Consider the following 14,982-nt stretch of genomic DNA (forward strand, 5'->3'; position numbering starts at 1 on the left):
GGGGGGGGGGGGGGGGGGGGGGGGGGGGGGGGGGGGGGCTCCCTTTCTCCCCCCCCCCCCCCCCCCCCCCGGGGGGGGGGGGGCCCCCCCCCCGGGGGCCCCCCCCCCCACTTCGCGTTGATGGTGCCCGCTCCGGCGGGCGCCGCGCCACTGCTCGAAGGCGGCGCGAGCCTGGGCGACGGCCTTCCCGACGTCACCATCCGGAATGTCCTCCAGCGGCTCACCCGACGCGGGTTGACAAGCATCGTCACTGTGCGGCCCTCTCGATGGCGTCCGCCGCTACCCGCAGTCCGTCGGCCGCCCGAATTCCCGGCCGCGTCCTTCGCAAGGCGTTCCCGCAGCTCCGCGTCCCCGAGCAGCCGATCGATCGCCTCGTGCAGTTCCGCGTCCGTGAACCCGTACGTGGCGAGGCGGATCCCGTACCCCAGCTCGTGCACCCGCTGCGCGTTGTCGTACTGGTCCCAGAACAGCGGGAGCACGATCATCGGCTTCCCGAAGTGCATGGCCTCGGTGATCGTGTTGTTCCCGCCGTGGGTGATCACCAGGTCGACCAGCGGCAGGATCGTCGTCTGCGGCAGGAACTCCGCCCCGATCATGTTGCCGGCCAGCTCGATCTCCTCGTGCAACGGGCCCTTCGACACGATGTACCGGTGCTCGGTGGCCGCCAGCGCCGCGATGACCCGCCGCATGAGATCGACGTCGGCCGACCCGAGCGAACCGAGGCTGAAGTAGATCAGCTTGCCTCCGTCCTTGAACCCGGACGGCAGCTCGAACGCGTCGTCCGTCTCCCGCACCGACGACTCCAGCCGCCGCCAGTTCGGCCCGAGCCGCCGCGCGCCGGTGTAGTCGAGAGCGCCCGGATAGACGTACAGGTTGAGGTCGCCCTCGTGGATGAACTCCACGGCGCCACCCCACCTGCTCGACGAGAAACTTCTGCGCCCCTTCGAGGTCGAGCAGGAGTGCCGCGAGCTGATCTACGCGGCCCGCTTCCTCCCCCGCTGGCGATACGCGCCGATGGGCGTCCTCCGATCCTGGTACGGGTGATCACCTTGGATCCGGCGCTGTTCCTCGCCGACCTCGAGACGAAGCCCGCCTCCCTGTTGGTGGATTCACGGCGCCGGGTGACCGTGCGCCCGCAGCACCGCGAGATGGGCGCGATCCCGGTCGCGCCCCATCATCATTTTCGTCGTCGCCACCACGTCGAGCGTCACGAATCGCAGCCCGCCGATCACGTCGGCCCGCGCGATGAGCTCGGCAACCGTTCCGATTTCCGGAAACCAATCGTCGAAGACGTCCAGATCCCCGCCGAACAACGCCACCCGCCGGGCCGCCGAATAGGGCGCCGCCTCGATCGACCCCGCTCCTCAGCGATCTTCCAGGCCTCCCCGCGGGCGACAATGTCCGGGTCAGTGGGGTCGTCGATCCACCCGCGCGCATACAGCGGCCCGCTCCCGCAGATCACGAAGTCCCCGGTCGGCATACGCAGTGACAACAGCTCCCGGAAGTACCGATGGGCGAGGAAGTCCATGGCGTCCCCTAGTCTGGGAGGACCCTTAGAATACGGTTTGTGCTCCGCCACGGATTGCTCTCGCCGGCCCTTCTGACCCTCGTCCTGGCCTCCGGCTGCGGCGGTTCCGAGCCGGCCTCACCCACACCCACGACCGCCGTCACGCTCACCGTGACGAGCACCGCGTTCACCGAGGGCGGCGCGATTCCCGCCGATTTCACCTGCACCGGCGCGGGAAACCGCCCGCCGTTGCAATGGTCGGGCGCTTCCGCGCAGGCGTACGCAATAGTGGTGAACGACCCCGACGCGCCCGGCGGCGATTATCACCATTGGATCGTGGTCGATCTGCCGGCCGGCACGGCCGGCGTCGGCGCCGCCATTCCCGGCCAGGCGCGCCAGCTGAAGAACTCGGCGGGTGAAGCCGGCTGGACCGCGCCGTGCCCGCCGTCCGGCACCCACCATTACCGCTTCACCGTCTACGCCCTCTCCGCCCCCACGAGGGCCTCCACAGTAGAGAATGCATTCGCGGCGATCGAGAAGACGACGATCGCCGCCGGCACCCTCACCGGAACGGTCGCCCACCAGGCCGCCAGCGGCCGCTAGCCTTCGGCATTCTCGAGGAAGGACCGCATGCGGCGGCGGGTGTGCTCGCTCTCCAGCAGCGTCACCGCCTGCTCGGCCCGTTTCAGCAGTTCCTCCGCGCGCCCGCCGGTCCGGTTGGCGGCCCGCTCGTCGTTGGCCCAGTACTTGAAGGTCTTGATCTGGTGCACGCGGGCCGTGTCGTCGGCCGACCCGATCGCCTCGATGGCCAGGCCCATCTCGTCGCGCGCCTTCTCCACCCGCCCCGCCGTGAACAGGAAGAACGCGTACCCGCGACGAGCGAACAGCGTCTGGACCGGACCCTCGTCCTCGGCCGCGTCGATGGCCGCGCGCCAGGCCTGGTCGGCCTCGGCGGGGTAGCCGGATCGGCTGAGCGCGTAGGCGAGCGCGCGGTATTCCGGACTGGTGATGTCGGTGAGCCGTCGCTGCAGGGTGAAGGCCTGGATCGCGAGCAGCTCGGCGCGCGCGTTGACCGCGTCGGCCGCGTCGCCGTGCGGCAGGAGGTGCTCGAGACGCAGGGTGTTGAGCTCGTCGATCAGCGTGACGAATCGCAGGCGCTCCGCCCGGCGGGACGCGCCGCGCCGCTCGGCGATGCCGTACAGCGAGACCGCCAGGGCGGCCAGGCTGATCGCCAGCGCCGGAATGCCAGCTGCCTGCATGCATCACAGTCTATGTACACCGACGCTTTCCATAGCCGTATATCTATGGATGTTTTGGCATTGGGCGGGGATCGCCCGAGTGCCCGAGACTTCGGGGCAACAGCCGCACTCGCGACTCGGAGGCCCCCTTGCGGAACCGTCTGCTCTCGACCGCGCTGGTCGTCGTCCTGCTGGCCACCCTGGCCCAGCTCGGGTTCGGCGCACCCGCGTACGCCACGCCGCCCGGCGTCCCGACGACGTCGGCGGCCAAGACCCAGCTCGCCGCGCTGTCCGTGGCCGCCTGGACCCACACCACCACCTACGACCGTGACCTCTTCCCGACCTGGGACACGATCTCGGGCACCTGCAACACCCGGGAGACCGTGCTCAAGCGGGACGGCACCAGCGTCGTGGTCAACTCGGCCTGCGCCGCCACGTCGGGCCGGTGGTACAGCCCGTACGACGGCGCCACCTGGACCGCGGCGTCCGACGTGGACATCGACCACATGGTGCCGCTCAAGAACGCCTGGATCTCCGGCGCCTGGGCCTGGACCACGAGCAAGCGCGAGTCGTTCGCCAACGACCTCACCGACCCGCAGCTCCTCGCGGTCACCGACAACGTCAACCAGTCCAAGAGCGACCAGTCGCCGGACTCCTGGAAGCCGCCGCTGAGCGGCTACTACTGCACCTACGCCAAGATGTGGGTACGGGTGAAGTACGTCTGGGCACTGACCATCACGAGCGCCGAGAAGTCGGCGCTGACCAGCATGCTCGGCACCTGCTAGGCAATCATCGGGTCGCTCCGGCCGGCCAGGCCGGGGCGGCCCGGCGGGCCAGGGCTGGGCAGGCCGGGTCTGGGCAGGCCGGGTCTGGGCAGGCCGGGATGGGACAGGCCGAGGCTCGGCAGGAGCGAGATTGCCTGCTGCGTGCCGAGCTCGGGGCGCCGGGCGAGCCATCGGGCGTAGCGCGGCCGTTGCGCCACGATCTCGAGGTACGCCTCCACCGCGTACCCGTAGAGCTCGCCCGCCCTCGCCGCCGCCAGGCCCTCCGGATCCCAGCCGAGCAGGTGCCGCCAGCGCAGCGGCGCACCGCGCAGCGGGACCGCGACGGCGCCCGGCACCGAACGCACCAGGCCCTGGCACAGCGCGATCGCCCCGCCCGCGACGACGAGGTCGAAGGCGCTGCTGGCATCGATGGAGGTGGGCGAGCGCGGCGAGAAGCCCTCGCGGGCGCAGGCGGCCGCGAAACACTCGAGGAAGCACCCGTCGCCGGGCGCGGTGATCCACTGCTCGCCGGCGAGCTCGCCCAGGCCGACCTCGTCCCGGCCGGCCAGCGGATGTCGCTCGTTGAGCAGCACCCAGACGGCGTCGACCGAGACCACCTGCCAGGTGAGCCCGGAGGGCAGCCCGGCCGGCGGGGTCGAGCACGCGCCGACCAGGGCGTAGTCGAGCCGCCCGTCGACCGTCATCTGGGCGACCTCGTTCTCCGACCAGGTGGAGTGGATCGAGACGGGCCCGCCGGGGTGCGCGTCGTTGAGCCGGCGCACGAGCCCGGCCACGATCGGCCCGTTGGTGGCGCCGACACGGTACCGGGCCGTCCCGCCGGCCGTGATCAGCTCGCTGGCCTCGTCGTGCAACCCGGTCACGGCCGGGATCAGCACCCGGGCGCGGGCCAGCACGAGATCGCCGAGCGGCGTCGGCAGGACGCCGCGGCGGTCGCGGATGAACAGCGCGCCACCGAGGATCCGCTCGATGCGCTGCAGTTGGGTCGTGAGGGCAGGCTGGGCCAGGCCGAGCGCCGCGGCGGCCTTCGTGACACTGCCGGCCTCGGCGATGGCGAGCACCATTCGTAAGTGGCGCAGCTCCAGCTCCACAGCATGGAACCTAGAGTCGCTACGTCACTTGCGAAAGTATTTTCACGTTAATTTCGGCCATCTGAGGCCATCGATTTTAAGATACCTATTGTGTCTGGGCTGCAACGCCCCGTGAGGGGCGTTGCAGCTCCCGGTAGACCTGCGCCGGAGAAGTTGACTTTGCGTAAGCACTTCCCATCGGTGCGTGCCTATCGGTAGGCTCTCGGGTCAAGAAACGATGTCGAACTCGCCATCCTTGGCCGAGTCCACGAAGGCGGTCCACTCCGCCTGCGTGAACAAGAGAGCCGGTCCAGTCCGGTCCTTGCTGTCACGGACGGCGACAGCTTCGTCGAGGATCGCGACCTCGACGCAGTTGTTGCCGCCACTGCCATTGCTCCGGCTGCCCTTCTTCCAGACAGCACCGTTGAGATGGTGCGTGAGCAATCTCAAGCACCTCCCTTCAGTATGGGTTTGTCTCGGAGCCCTAAGCGACCAGCAGGCTCTCGATCATCTTGATTGTCTGGCGATGGTCGAGCGCCTTCGCGCTCAATCGCTCGAACTCTTTCCGGTAACGGGCAACCTCGGATGGTTGCTCTTCGTAAGAGTCTCCCGCAAGACCTTCGAGATAGACAACACCCAGATTGATGGTTTCGGGCCTCGAAATCCCATGGTTCATCTGCGCGTCTACGCCCCGGAACTCCAATAGCGCCACCGGTCCACCGAGGAAACCGTGTTCGCCGGCCCCGAACGGGAGGATCTGCAGGTTCACATTCGGTAATTGGGCCACTTCTATTAGATATCGAAGCTGTTCCGACATCACTTCCGAGCCGCCCACGACGCGCCGCACGACCGATTCGTCCATCACCGCGGCGAACTCGAGCGGGCGGGACTCGGTCAGTCGGGCCTGACGGGTCAGCCGCAGCCGCACCCGGCGGTCGATCTCATGTGGCGGATCGGACTGGCGCCCGGTGCGCATCAGCGCCCGGATGTACGCCTCGGTCTGGAGCAGGCCGGGAACGATCACCGGCTCCCAGGTCAGCATCGAGCCGGCGCCCGCCTCCAGGCCGACGAAGTTGCCCGGGCGGATCACGTCGCGGTAGTCGCTCCACCACGTGCGCTCGCGCGACATGCGCGCGAGCTCGATCAACGCCTCGCGATACGCGTCGTCGCGCACGTGATAGAGATCCAGGAGATCGCGGACGTCCCGGGCGGTCACCGCTACGCGGGCCGTCTCGATCCTCGTGACCTTGGCAGCATGCCACTCGAAATGACGGGAGACATTCTCCTGCGTCATTCCCGCGGACTCGCGACAGCGTTTCAGCTCCGCACCCAGCCGGCGTCGCCGGAGCGTCGGGCCTTCGTCAACGGACACCTGGACTCCCCTTGGCCCTCAGGTTTCCTCAGGTAAACGATCCTACGACCAGCGAGCCCATGATCCAACGTGGACCGAAGCTCACAACAAGAAGTCTAGTACTTCTTGTATTGACCTTGAGGTTGGGTACATGATGCGCCGGACATCGAGTTATCACGTCATGTACGGACAGTGATCTAGCAAAGACGTGGGTCTACTTGGGTTTTAAGGGGCGTGGCACGAGTGTTGGCTGACCAGTATTTCCTGATCGCACACCAGGACCGCACCGGCCGATCTCGACTCCATCCACGGGCGACCGGTCTGGGCCTGGCCGCCGCGTTGCTGGGGGAATTGATTCTGGAAGGACGCATCGGCATAGCCGACGGCGACCTCGTCATCCTCGACCGGCATCCCCCGGCTGACGCGTTGGCGCACGACATTCTCGACCTTCTCATAGCCCAACAACGACACCGCGAGGTCCGCACCTGGCTCGCCTTCCTCTCCCAGGACGCCGAGGTCCGGGTCGGCGAGCGATTGGTACGCCTCGGCGCGGTCGACCTGATCACGCGTCGGCGGATGCTCTCCACCGAGGTCGTGTACATGCCGAACAGTCCGGAGCAGCGCAACGCCGCCGCCTGGGCACCGGCCCGGTTGGCCAATCTACTCGTCCGGGGCATCGAGCTCAGCCTCACCGACCGGGTGTTGGTCGGCCTCGTCGCCGCCACCGGTCTGACCAGGCACGTGCTCTATGACTTCGAGATGCACAGGCAAGCATTCCAGTCCCTGCCGAGCGCCGTCGGCGCACTGCCCGGCGACATGCGGGACCTTATCGAGTTCACCGAGGCCTCCGTGGGCTCGGTCCTGACCGTCGGTCGGCGGTGAGTGCCATCGGGCGTCACCACCTCCGGCGTAACAACTTCGACCAATGGGCCGGGAGGATGTTGATGACGCAGAAAGACCCCGTCGAGCCGGACATCGTGGCGAGGGCGCTGGCCAAGAACAGGCTCGGCGTCCCGTCCGTGGTGTTCTTCGGTGTGGCAGGAGCCGCACCCCTGACCGTGATCATCGGAGCGATCTCGGCCACGTACGCGATCATCGGGAGCACCGCGGTCCCGATCGCGTACGTGGCAGTGGCCGGGATCCTCTCGCTGTTCACCGTCGGTTTCGTAGCCATGAGTCGGCACATCGTCAACTCGGGGGCTTTCTACTCCTACATCAGCCATGGCCTCGGCCGGGTCGTCGGCGTGGGGGCGGCGTTCGTCGCCCTCCCGGCGTACTCGGCCATGCAGATCGGTTTGTTCGGCTTGTTCGGCTCGGCCGCGTCCGGCATCCTCGCCGCGTTCGGCGTGATCACCCCCTGGTGGGTGTGCGCGATCGCCGCCTGGCTCGTGGTCACCGTGCTCGGCCTGCTCTGGGTCGACCTGAGCGGCAAGGTGCTGGCGGTCCTGCTGATCGCCGAGATCACCATCGTGCTCATCTACGACCTGACGATGATCAGCCACCCGGCCAACAACCACGTCACGTTCACCTCCTTCGACCCGTCGCCGCTGCTCACCCCGGTTGTCGGCTCGCTCCTGGTGATCGCGATCGCGGGCTTCGTCGGCTTCGAGGCGACCGTCGTCCTCTCCGAGGAGGCGAAGGACCCCAAGCGCACGATCGCCCGGGCCACCCACTGGGCCGTGCTGCTGGCCGCCCTGCTCTGCAGCCTCTCCGCCTGGGCCATGGCGGTGAGCACCGGTCCGGAGAACATCGCCGCGACCGCCGGCGAGCACCAGACCGACCTGGTCTTCTTCCTGGTCGGCAAGCACCTGCCCGCCGCGTTCGTGAACCTCGGCTACCTGCTGTTCCTGACCAGCGTCTTCGCCGCGCTGCTCGCGTTCCAGGCCGCCGTCTCCCGCTACCAGTTCGCGCTCGGCCGTGAGGGCGTGCTGCCGGCGCTGTTCGGTCGTACCCACCCACGTACCGGCGCGCCGCTGGCCGGCTCGATCACCCAGAGCATCATCGCAATCGTCGTGCTGAGCCTGTACGCGGTGGCCGGCGCCGACCCCCTGGTCTACCTGTTCGCCTGGATGAGCACGATCGGCGGCCTCGGCGTGCTGATCCTCATGTGGGCCACCTCGGCCGCGGTGATCGGCTTCTTCGCCCGCGGACGCCGGAGGGAAAACGTGTGGCGGGCGTACCTCGCTCCCTTCCTCTCCTTCCTTCTTCTCTCCGTGGTGCTCACCGCCACGGTGATCGGCTTCGGCGAGCTGCTCCAGGTCGACGGGGACTCGATCTTCCAATGGCTGATCCCGGTCCTCTATCTCGGCACGGCCTTCGTGGGCTTCTGCTGGGCGTGGATCATGCGGGCCGCGCGGCCCGAGGTCTACGCGCAGATCGGGCGCGGCACCGAGCACAAGACGAGCATCCTCGCCGACGCCGGCTTCCCCCGGCCGCTGCACGCCGCCGACCCGGTCGGCGCCGCCCGAAGCGGCTATCCCTACTAGAGGCCCCGATGTACAAGGTCAAAGATCTGGTCATCCGGGATCTCGCACCGGTCTCGGTCGAGGAGATCACCGAGGTCGTCGATCTGGCCATGCGGGACGGGCTGGTCGCCCAGTGGCTCCAGCCCGACACCGCGGCGCGGCATCGCGGCAGCGCCGACTATTTCGCGATCTTCGTCGGGCACGCTCTCCGCTTCGGTGACGTCTACACCACGGCGGAGGGCGGCACCGGCCGCCTGACCGGTGCCGCCCTCTGGTTACCAATGACGACCATGGTTCCGGCGCCGCTCGACTACGAGCGCCGGATCAAGGAAATCGCCGGCGACGCGTACGACCGCGTGTGCGAGCTGGACGCGGCACTCGACGCTGAGCACCCGACCGGCGACCACCATTACCTCGCCTACCTCGCCGTACGCCCCGACCAGCAGGGACGCGGGCTGGGAAGCACCCTCCTGCGCCGGCATCACCGCCGCCTCGACGCGGCGGGCCTCCCGGCGTACCTGGAGGCGAACGACCCCCGCAACCGCGACCTCTACCTTCGGCACGGATACCGGGTCCGGTCCGTGATCGACCTACCCGACGGGCCACCACTGAACCTTTTTCAACCTGGCGACGGGTCTGAAGCCGCCGGGTCGTTGACCGGCGCCGGCGCAGCGGGCCCTGGCCACGTTGAAAAAGGTTCACTCTGGTGCATGTGGAGGCCGCCTATGGAGTGAGGCTTCTCTAGGCTGCCGAGGGGAACTCGTACAACCAGTACGACTGCTGGTCGATACGGTTGAACTGCATGCTGTCCGAGTTCCGGCTGATCATGAGCCGGAAGACCCGGGCCATGTGGCGGACATCGTCGTTGTAGGAGCAGATGTCGAGACCGACCAGGCCGTTCTGGATCGATGCCACGAGGTACATCTGCTCGACCATCTGGGCGAACGCCTCGCGACCCTGGAACTCGGGGCTCACGGCAATGAACCCGATGTACCAGATCTTCTTGGCCGCGTAGTGCTCGGGCCAGTGGCGCTGGAAGTACTGAGGCGAGATCAACGGAACGGCCTCGAGGTTGTTGGTGTACGTGGTGATCCCGCAGAGGGTGCCTTCGTCGGTGAGGGCGAGATACTTGTCGACGCGGGTGTCACTCATGACCTCGTCGAACTCGGACTTGTACATCATGTGCCGTTGCACCGCGAGGGTGTTCAACTCCTCGAAGCAGTCTTGGTAGAGCTGCCATGCAGCGCTGTGCAGATCTTCATCGATGATCTGGTCGACAACTTTGATAAGCATGCTCTGCTCCCCCACGGGACGGCAATCCCGCTTGCTCGCACTCACACTGATCAATGATCTGGTGACCAACAGAGTACGAACAGTGACGGCTCAAACACAATGCGTGTTCGCCAATTGAATGTGCCAATGTCGGCGAGACGGCTACTCGTGCCCGTTATCTGTGCAAGTTGCGGGCCCGCGGCGAATTTTTCCGGCCGCCGCCATTGCCTCTTCGCCCGGAAAATTCATGATCAGTTCCTCGGCAAAGACATGATCATCACACCGCCGCCGGCCGCCAATGGTGGTCGGCGGCGACGCGCATCGAGTCACCCCGAGGAATCTACCGGGGACGGCCCGGTCCTGCTAGTGGTGGGTGCGGACCCCTGTCCGAATCGGACTCCACGGTGGACCGGATCTTGAAAGCGCCCCGTTTATCAGGGCATTAACGCCGCCCCTTTTCGGTCCCCCTTCGTGAACTGGACTCCGAGTGCAGTCCCAGAAGGACTACGCATCTGCGTACTTCAACCGGCCGTGGTTATCGCCATACGCTTTGGCCGGCTCGCACCACCGAATGGAGTACGCATGAAAACAGGCCCTCGCTTACTACTCATCGCCCTGCTGGCAGCCTGCGGCTTCCTGGTCGCACCGACCGGCTCGGCCAACGCCGCGTCCCTGCCGGGCATGGTCCTGACCTCGGCCACCGCGACCTTGCCGTCGCCGCTGGCCGGGCTGGCGACCGGCAAGCGCATCCAGTACGTCTCCACCGACGTCAACGGCACCCTCATCACCGCCACCGCCCTGATCATGACGCCCAAGACCGGCAAGCAGAACCGGGTCGCGGCCTGGGCACACGGCACCACCGGCCTCGCCGACAAGTGTGCCCCCTCGACCAGCCAGAGCGTCTTCTGGCCCGAGGCCCGCGACGCCACCGCCGCCCTGCTCAGCAAGGGCTTCACCGTCGCCGCCCCCGACTACCCCGGGCTCGGCACCGCGCAGTCCCACCCGTACCTGGTCGGCGCCAGCGAGGCGCGCGCGACCATCGACGCCGTCAAGGCGGCCCGCAACCTCGACTCGGCCCTTTCCACCCAGTACGTGCTGGACGGTCACTCCCAGGGCGGCGCCGCTGCCCTGTTCGCCAACCAGATCGCCGCCGGCTACGACGGCAACCTGGTCCTCAAGGGCTCCGCGAGCATCGCCCCCGTCTCCGGCATCGACTCGCTGGCCACGATGATTCCCGGGACGCCCATCCAGGGCTACCTGGTCATGGGGCTGTACGGCCTGCAGGCGGTCGACGCCACCTTCAACCCCAACAGCGTGCTGGCCACCCAGGCCAAGACCAAGCAGGCGGTCCTCACCAGCGGCTGCCTCATGGAGATCCTGACTTCCTACCAGTCCCTGACCGCGAGCCAACTGCTGGTGGGCGGCGCGCTTCCCGCGGCAGTGGTCACCAAGCTGTCGCACTTCGACGAGCCCGCCCAATCCACGACCACGGCACCCGTGCTGGTGGTCCAGGGCGACGCCGACGAGACGATTCCCAAGGAGCTGACCATCTACGGGTTGCTTCCCCGGCTCGAGGCCTACTCTCCGCCGGTCACCTACATCGAGGTGCCCAGCGGAACCCACGATTCAGCGGTAACCCTCTCGGCCACCGATGTTGCGACCTGGCTGGCCGCCCGCTTCACCTGATCCCCGGTGGCGCCGCCCCGCCACCCCTCGTGCCGTCCGTCCTCCGGCGCGACCGCTCAGGCGCCTTCGCGGCCGAGCACCCTCTCACCCAGCTCCACCCGTTCCATGCTGCGCGCGATCGGGCGACGTCCGGCCCCCACCGGACGTCGCCCCGCCGCCCAAACCGCGCCGGATCAGGCGGCGGGAATATGCGAAGGCTTGGCCAGCCGGCGGGCCGGCGTGGCCGCCGTGGAACCCCGGACCACCAACTCGGCGGGGAAGACGTACTCGGATCGCGGGGCGGCGTGGCCGTTGATCTCGTCGACCAGGGCCCGCACGGCCGCGTTGCCCATGGCCGCGACCGGCTGGCGCAGGGTCGTCAGCGGCGGGTCGGTGAAGGCGATCAGCGGCGAGTCGTCGAAGCCGACCACGGAAAGGTCGCGGGGAACCGCGAGCCCCCGCCGGTGGGCCGCGCGGATGGCGCCCAAGGCCATCAGGTCGGAGCCGCAGACCAGGGCCGTCACCTCGCGATCGAGGAGCTGGCCGGCCGCGACCTCGCCGCCCTCGACGCCGAAGAGGGTCAACGCCACCAGCTCGTCGGGCGCGTGCCGGCCGTACCCGGGCACGTGACGCCGCATGGCGTTGTGGTAGCCCTCGAGTTTGCGCTGGACGGCCCGGAACCGCTCGGGCCCCGAGACGAACCCGATGCGCTCGTGACCCAGCGCTGCCAGGTGGGCAACGGCCGATTCCGCGGCCTGCTTGTCGTCGCACGAGATGAACGGCGCGGAGATCCCCTCGGCGTACCCGTTGACAAAGACGATCGGCATCGGGCGGTCGATCAGGCGCTGGTAGCGCTCATGGTCGGCGGTGGTGTCGGCGTGCAGGCCGGCCACGAAGACGATGCCGCTCACCTGACGGTCGAGGAGCATCTCGAGGTACTCGTCTTCCGTGACGCCGCCGGGGGTCTGGGTGCACAGGACCGGGGTGTAGCCGGTCTGGGCGAGGGCCGACTCGATGATCTGGGCGAACGCCGGGAAGATCGGGTTCTCCAGCTCGGGGACGATCAGGCCGACCAGGCCCGCGCTGCGCTTGTGCAGGCGTTCGGGACGCTCGTAGCCGAGGACGTCGAGGGCGGTGAGGACTGCCTGGCGGGTGTCGGCCGAGACGCCGGGGCGGTCGTTGAGGACGCGCGACACGGTCGCCTCGCTGACGCCCGCCTGCCGGGCGATATCCGAGAGACGTGCACGCATGCGGTCACAATAACGCTTCACGGCAGCGCATCCCCCAATAGACCCGGCGATGCGCTCGGCTGAGCCGCAGGCCACGCCGGTCGTGGTGAGAGAAAAGCGGAAGACACCACGACCGGCGGGAACAAGACCTACTTCCAGGTGTCGCTGACGGTGTACGAGGACGCCGTGCCGGTGGTGTATGTCCGGTTGCTCCCGGACTCCCACGTGACGGCGCCGGCGGAGTCCTTCTTTATGTACTTGTACTGGAAGCCGGTGCTCTGCGGAACGATCACCAGGCGGCTCCAGGCGGGGTACGCCGTGGCGGAGAGCGGGATCGCGGCGCTGGTAGTCCCCAGCTCTAGGCACCTGGAAGGGTTTTGCAAAGATCCTTTACGAAGGCGGATTCTCGTCGGTGTAGGCCGTCTCGACGATGACCCGGTAGCTCAGCAGTGTGCCGCCGTGCCAGGACTCGTCGGCCAGCGCGCACCCCTGGCTCGCACCGACGATCAGGCGCGCCTCGCTGCCGTTGCGCCGGTAGCCGAGGGCGACACCCGGCCGGCCGGTCTGGTCTCTGACGTCACCGATCAGGCGCACACCGGGCACGTCGGCGAGCATCCGGTAGACCGCCGCCCGCACCGCCGCGCGAGGAACGTGTCGCCGGCGATGTCGTCCGCGAGCTGTCGGCCGGCCCGGGGCCGCGATTTTCTTACGCGTTTCACGTCGCCGCGTGCTCAAGCCGGGTGATCACCGACCGATGGGACGCTCGTGGACGCATCCGGGCGCAAGTGGCAATGGCAGAGCCACGCCTGGCGTCGCGACCCGCTGCTGATCGGCGCGGTCGCCTGGACCGTGTTCGCGGCGGTCATCTTCATCGCGCTCTCCCCCGACACCGCGACGAACACGCTGTGGCAGGTGCGCACCTTCTGGTTCTTCCAGCTTCCGCTGGACGGCCTGCTCGCGTACTCGTCATGGCGGGTCTTCCGGGTCGCGACCGGCGCGACCCGGCGATTCTGGCTGGTGCTGGCCTCGGCGGTCACCGGCTTCCTGTGCGGCGACTCGCTGCAGACCGTGCTGACCTTCCTGAGCCCGCCCGGCACCTGGTCGACGACCGGCGGCATCGTGCAGTCCGTCTTCTTCACCGTAGGCCTGATCGCGATCGTGCTGGCGATGCTGTTTCATCCGCATCCGGGCCGGTCCGGGCGCGAGCGGCTGGCGTTCTGGCTCGACTCGGCGACCGTGCTGGTCGGCGGCGGCGTGATCGCCTGGGGCTTCGCGGTGAAGCCGGGCGAGTACAGCCGCACCGACATGCTGGCCACGCTGGGGCTCGGCGCGGTCGCGATGACCTCCAGCTTCGCGGCCGTGAAGATGATTCTGAGCGGGAACGCGCCGATGCGCCGGTCCGCGGCGATCCCGATGACCTTCTCGGCCGGCTTCACCATGATCGGCCTGTTCGTGGCGCCGCCCGCGGTCGGCCACCTGGATGCCTGGGTCTACCTGGTGCGGCTCATGCCGTCGCTGCTGATCGCGCTCGGGCCGCGCATGCAGGAGCTGATCGCCCGCTTCGACCCCGAACCGTTCGGCGAGCGTCGCCGCAAGCCGTACAGCCTGCTCCCGTACGGATCAATGGTTGTCGCCTTCGTCGCGTTGATCGCGGTGATGCCGCACGGCGTGAACGCCCAGATGTGGGGCGTCGTGGTGGGGCTCGGGCTGATCTGCGTGCTGGTGGCCGGCCGGCAACTGGTCGCCTTCCACGACAACACGTCGCTGATCGACCGGCTCGACGCCACGATGGCCGAGCTGCGGCGCCAGGCCGAGACGGACGGGCTCACCGGGCTGGCCAACCGCACCCGGTTCCACGAGGAGCTGGGCGTGGCGCTCGGCGAGCCGGCCGTGTCGGTGCTGCTGGTCGACCTGGACGGGTTCAAGGCGGTGAACGACACGCTCGGCCACGCGGCCGGCGACGAGCTTCTCATCTCGGTGGCCGAGCGGATGCGCGGCGCGCTGCGCGCCGGGGACGTGGCGGCGAGGCTGGGCGGCGACGAGTTCGCGGTGCTGCTGCGCGATTGCGCCGGGCCGGAGTCGGAGGAGACCGCGCGCCGGATCCTCGATGCTCTGGCCATGCCGGTGGAGATCTCCGGGACGACGGTGTGCGCCAACGCGAGCATCGGCGCCGCGAGCGCCGAGCCCGGTGAGGGCGCCGGCGCGCTGGTACGGCGGGCGGACGTCGCGATGTACGCGGCGAAGTCCGCCGGCAAGGGAACGTGGAAGCGGTACGACGCCGGGATGGAGACGGTCGCTTCTTTTCATTGATCCGGCTACGCCATGGCCTACTTCACCGAGTCCCCCGACATGTCGGCCGCCAACCACGGGCTGCACCTCGCGGTCAGCACCGACGGCCCGGGT

18 protein-coding genes (1 of these 18 cut by a window edge) are annotated in these 14,982 nt (G+C 68.5%); 8 read left to right on the forward strand and 10 right to left on the reverse strand.

The window, feature by feature from the left end:
• A protein-coding gene (locus ACIA5D_RS26425; protein ID WP_396033083.1) for a glycosyltransferase crosses the window boundary here: on the reverse strand, window positions 1–689 show its 5' portion. Its footprint begins 220 nt before the window's first position; only the first 689 of its 909 coding nucleotides appear in the window; it begins with the start codon at window positions 687–689; the stop codon falls past the left edge of the window.
• 202 nt (window positions 690–891) lie between these two features.
• On the opposite strand from ACIA5D_RS26425, the gene ACIA5D_RS26430 reads away from it, so the two are divergent.
• A complete protein-coding gene (locus tag ACIA5D_RS26430; protein ID WP_396032874.1) occupies window positions 892–1,044 on the forward strand; it encodes a hypothetical protein in 153 nt (50 codons plus the stop codon).
• A gap of 65 nt (window positions 1,045–1,109) precedes the next feature.
• Here ACIA5D_RS26430 and ACIA5D_RS26435 read toward each other — a convergent pair whose 3' ends face one another.
• Window positions 1,110–1,319: a hypothetical protein gene (locus ACIA5D_RS26435; protein ID WP_396032875.1), complete on the reverse strand. Its 210-nt coding sequence runs from the start codon at window positions 1,317–1,319 to the stop codon at window positions 1,110–1,112.
• A 248-nt stretch (window positions 1,320–1,567) separates the two neighbouring features.
• Between ACIA5D_RS26435 and ACIA5D_RS26440 the strand changes: the two genes are divergently transcribed.
• The gene (locus ACIA5D_RS26440; RefSeq protein WP_396032876.1) at window positions 1,568–2,110 is read left to right on the forward strand and encodes a YbhB/YbcL family Raf kinase inhibitor-like protein; all 543 of its coding nucleotides are present in this window, start codon (window positions 1,568–1,570) and stop codon (window positions 2,108–2,110) included.
• On the opposite strand, the gene ACIA5D_RS26445 is transcribed toward ACIA5D_RS26440, so the two are convergent.
• Window positions 2,107–2,766: a hypothetical protein gene (locus ACIA5D_RS26445; RefSeq protein WP_396032877.1), complete on the reverse strand. Its 660-nt coding sequence runs from the start codon at window positions 2,764–2,766 to the stop codon at window positions 2,107–2,109. The two genes, ACIA5D_RS26440 and ACIA5D_RS26445, sit on opposite strands and share 4 nt — an antisense overlap.
• 128 nt (window positions 2,767–2,894) lie before the next feature.
• Here ACIA5D_RS26445 and ACIA5D_RS26450 point away from each other — a divergent pair, with 128 nt between their 5' ends.
• Complete coding sequence (locus ACIA5D_RS26450) at window positions 2,895–3,530, forward strand: HNH endonuclease family protein (protein WP_396032879.1); 636 nt, start codon at window positions 2,895–2,897, stop codon at window positions 3,528–3,530.
• Here ACIA5D_RS26450 and ACIA5D_RS26455 read toward each other — a convergent pair.
• The 3 genes from ACIA5D_RS26455 to ACIA5D_RS26465 all read right to left on the reverse strand — a co-directional run bounded on the left by ACIA5D_RS26455 (window position 3,527) and on the right by ACIA5D_RS26465 (window position 5,969).
• Window positions 3,527–4,618 (reverse strand): LysR family transcriptional regulator, encoded by a 1,092-nt coding sequence (locus ACIA5D_RS26455; RefSeq protein ID WP_396032880.1) that lies wholly within the window; start codon window positions 4,616–4,618, stop codon window positions 3,527–3,529. The two genes, ACIA5D_RS26450 and ACIA5D_RS26455, sit on opposite strands and share 4 nt — an antisense overlap.
• A 207-nt stretch (window positions 4,619–4,825) precedes the next feature.
• Window positions 4,826–5,041 (reverse strand): DUF397 domain-containing protein, encoded by a 216-nt coding sequence (locus ACIA5D_RS26460; RefSeq protein WP_396032881.1) that lies wholly within the window; start codon window positions 5,039–5,041, stop codon window positions 4,826–4,828.
• Window positions 5,042–5,081: 40 nt separating this feature from the next.
• Window positions 5,082–5,969 (reverse strand): helix-turn-helix domain-containing protein, encoded by an 888-nt coding sequence (locus ACIA5D_RS26465; RefSeq protein ID WP_396032882.1) that lies wholly within the window; start codon window positions 5,967–5,969, stop codon window positions 5,082–5,084.
• A 222-nt stretch (window positions 5,970–6,191) separates the two neighbouring features.
• Between ACIA5D_RS26465 and ACIA5D_RS26470 the strand changes: the two genes are divergently transcribed.
• The 3 genes from ACIA5D_RS26470 to ACIA5D_RS26480 are packed head-to-tail and all read left to right on the forward strand — an operon-like array spanning window position 6,192 to window position 9,147.
• Window positions 6,192–6,830 carry a GPP34 family phosphoprotein gene (locus tag ACIA5D_RS26470; RefSeq protein ID WP_396033084.1) on the forward strand — a complete coding sequence of 213 codons (639 nt, stop codon included), beginning with the start codon at window positions 6,192–6,194 and terminating at the stop codon, window positions 6,828–6,830.
• A gap of 56 nt (window positions 6,831–6,886) precedes the next feature.
• Window positions 6,887–8,434 carry an APC family permease gene (locus tag ACIA5D_RS26475; RefSeq protein WP_396032884.1) on the forward strand — a complete coding sequence of 516 codons (1,548 nt, stop codon included), beginning with the start codon at window positions 6,887–6,889 and terminating at the stop codon, window positions 8,432–8,434.
• A gap of 8 nt (window positions 8,435–8,442) precedes the next feature.
• Entirely contained in the window at window positions 8,443–9,147 is a 705-nt protein-coding gene (locus ACIA5D_RS26480) for a GNAT family N-acetyltransferase (protein ID WP_396032885.1), read from the forward strand.
• 7 nt (window positions 9,148–9,154) lie between these two features.
• Here the strand turns inward: ACIA5D_RS26480 and ACIA5D_RS26485 are convergent, their stop codons facing one another.
• The gene (locus ACIA5D_RS26485; RefSeq protein ID WP_396032887.1) at window positions 9,155–9,706 is read right to left on the reverse strand and encodes a hypothetical protein; all 552 of its coding nucleotides are present in this window, start codon (window positions 9,704–9,706) and stop codon (window positions 9,155–9,157) included.
• A gap of 561 nt (window positions 9,707–10,267) precedes the next feature.
• On the opposite strand from ACIA5D_RS26485, the gene ACIA5D_RS26490 reads away from it, so the two are divergent.
• Window positions 10,268–11,371, forward strand: a complete 1,104-nt coding sequence (locus tag ACIA5D_RS26490; protein WP_396032888.1) for an alpha/beta fold hydrolase — start codon at window positions 10,268–10,270, stop codon at window positions 11,369–11,371.
• A 173-nt stretch (window positions 11,372–11,544) separates the two neighbouring features.
• Here ACIA5D_RS26490 and ACIA5D_RS26495 read toward each other — a convergent pair whose 3' ends face one another.
• The 3 genes from ACIA5D_RS26495 to ACIA5D_RS26505 all read right to left on the reverse strand — a co-directional run bounded on the left by ACIA5D_RS26495 (window position 11,545) and on the right by ACIA5D_RS26505 (window position 13,215).
• Window positions 11,545–12,600, reverse strand: coding sequence for a LacI family DNA-binding transcriptional regulator (locus ACIA5D_RS26495; RefSeq protein ID WP_396032889.1), 1,056 nt, complete (start codon window positions 12,598–12,600; stop codon window positions 11,545–11,547).
• Between the two features lie 128 nt (window positions 12,601–12,728).
• The gene (locus ACIA5D_RS26500; protein WP_396032890.1) at window positions 12,729–12,962 is read right to left on the reverse strand and encodes a carbohydrate-binding module family 20 domain-containing protein; all 234 of its coding nucleotides are present in this window, start codon (window positions 12,960–12,962) and stop codon (window positions 12,729–12,731) included.
• A 7-nt stretch (window positions 12,963–12,969) separates the two neighbouring features.
• Entirely contained in the window at window positions 12,970–13,215 is a 246-nt protein-coding gene (locus ACIA5D_RS26505) for a hypothetical protein (protein ID WP_396032891.1), read from the reverse strand.
• A gap of 129 nt (window positions 13,216–13,344) precedes the next feature.
• Here ACIA5D_RS26505 and ACIA5D_RS26510 point away from each other — a divergent pair, with 129 nt between their 5' ends.
• Window positions 13,345–14,889: a diguanylate cyclase domain-containing protein gene (locus tag ACIA5D_RS26510; protein ID WP_396032893.1), complete on the forward strand. Its 1,545-nt coding sequence runs from the start codon at window positions 13,345–13,347 to the stop codon at window positions 14,887–14,889.
• Window positions 14,890–14,982: the final 93 nt, after the last annotated feature.

The sequence above is a fragment of the Actinoplanes sp. NPDC051513 genome (genome assembly GCF_044454685.1).
Lineage (GTDB): Bacteria > Actinomycetota > Actinomycetes > Mycobacteriales > Micromonosporaceae > Actinoplanes.

Coding starts and splice junctions, on each gene's coding strand:
- ACIA5D_RS26430 (WP_396032874.1), top strand. CDS start 892: ATGAACTCCACGGCGCCACCCCACCTGCTCGACGAGAAACTTCTGCGC.
- ACIA5D_RS26490 (WP_396032888.1), top strand. CDS start 10,268: ATGAAAACAGGCCCTCGCTTACTACTCATCGCCCTGCTGGCAGCCTGC.
- ACIA5D_RS26475 (WP_396032884.1), top strand. CDS start 6,887: ATGTTGATGACGCAGAAAGACCCCGTCGAGCCGGACATCGTGGCGAGG.
- ACIA5D_RS26485 (WP_396032887.1), bottom strand. CDS start 9,706: ATGCTTATCAAAGTTGTCGACCAGATCATCGATGAAGATCTGCACAGC.
- ACIA5D_RS26445 (WP_396032877.1), bottom strand. CDS start 2,766: ATGCAGGCAGCTGGCATTCCGGCGCTGGCGATCAGCCTGGCCGCCCTG.
- ACIA5D_RS26495 (WP_396032889.1), bottom strand. CDS start 12,600: ATGCGTGCACGTCTCTCGGATATCGCCCGGCAGGCGGGCGTCAGCGAG.
- ACIA5D_RS26480 (WP_396032885.1), top strand. CDS start 8,443: ATGTACAAGGTCAAAGATCTGGTCATCCGGGATCTCGCACCGGTCTCG.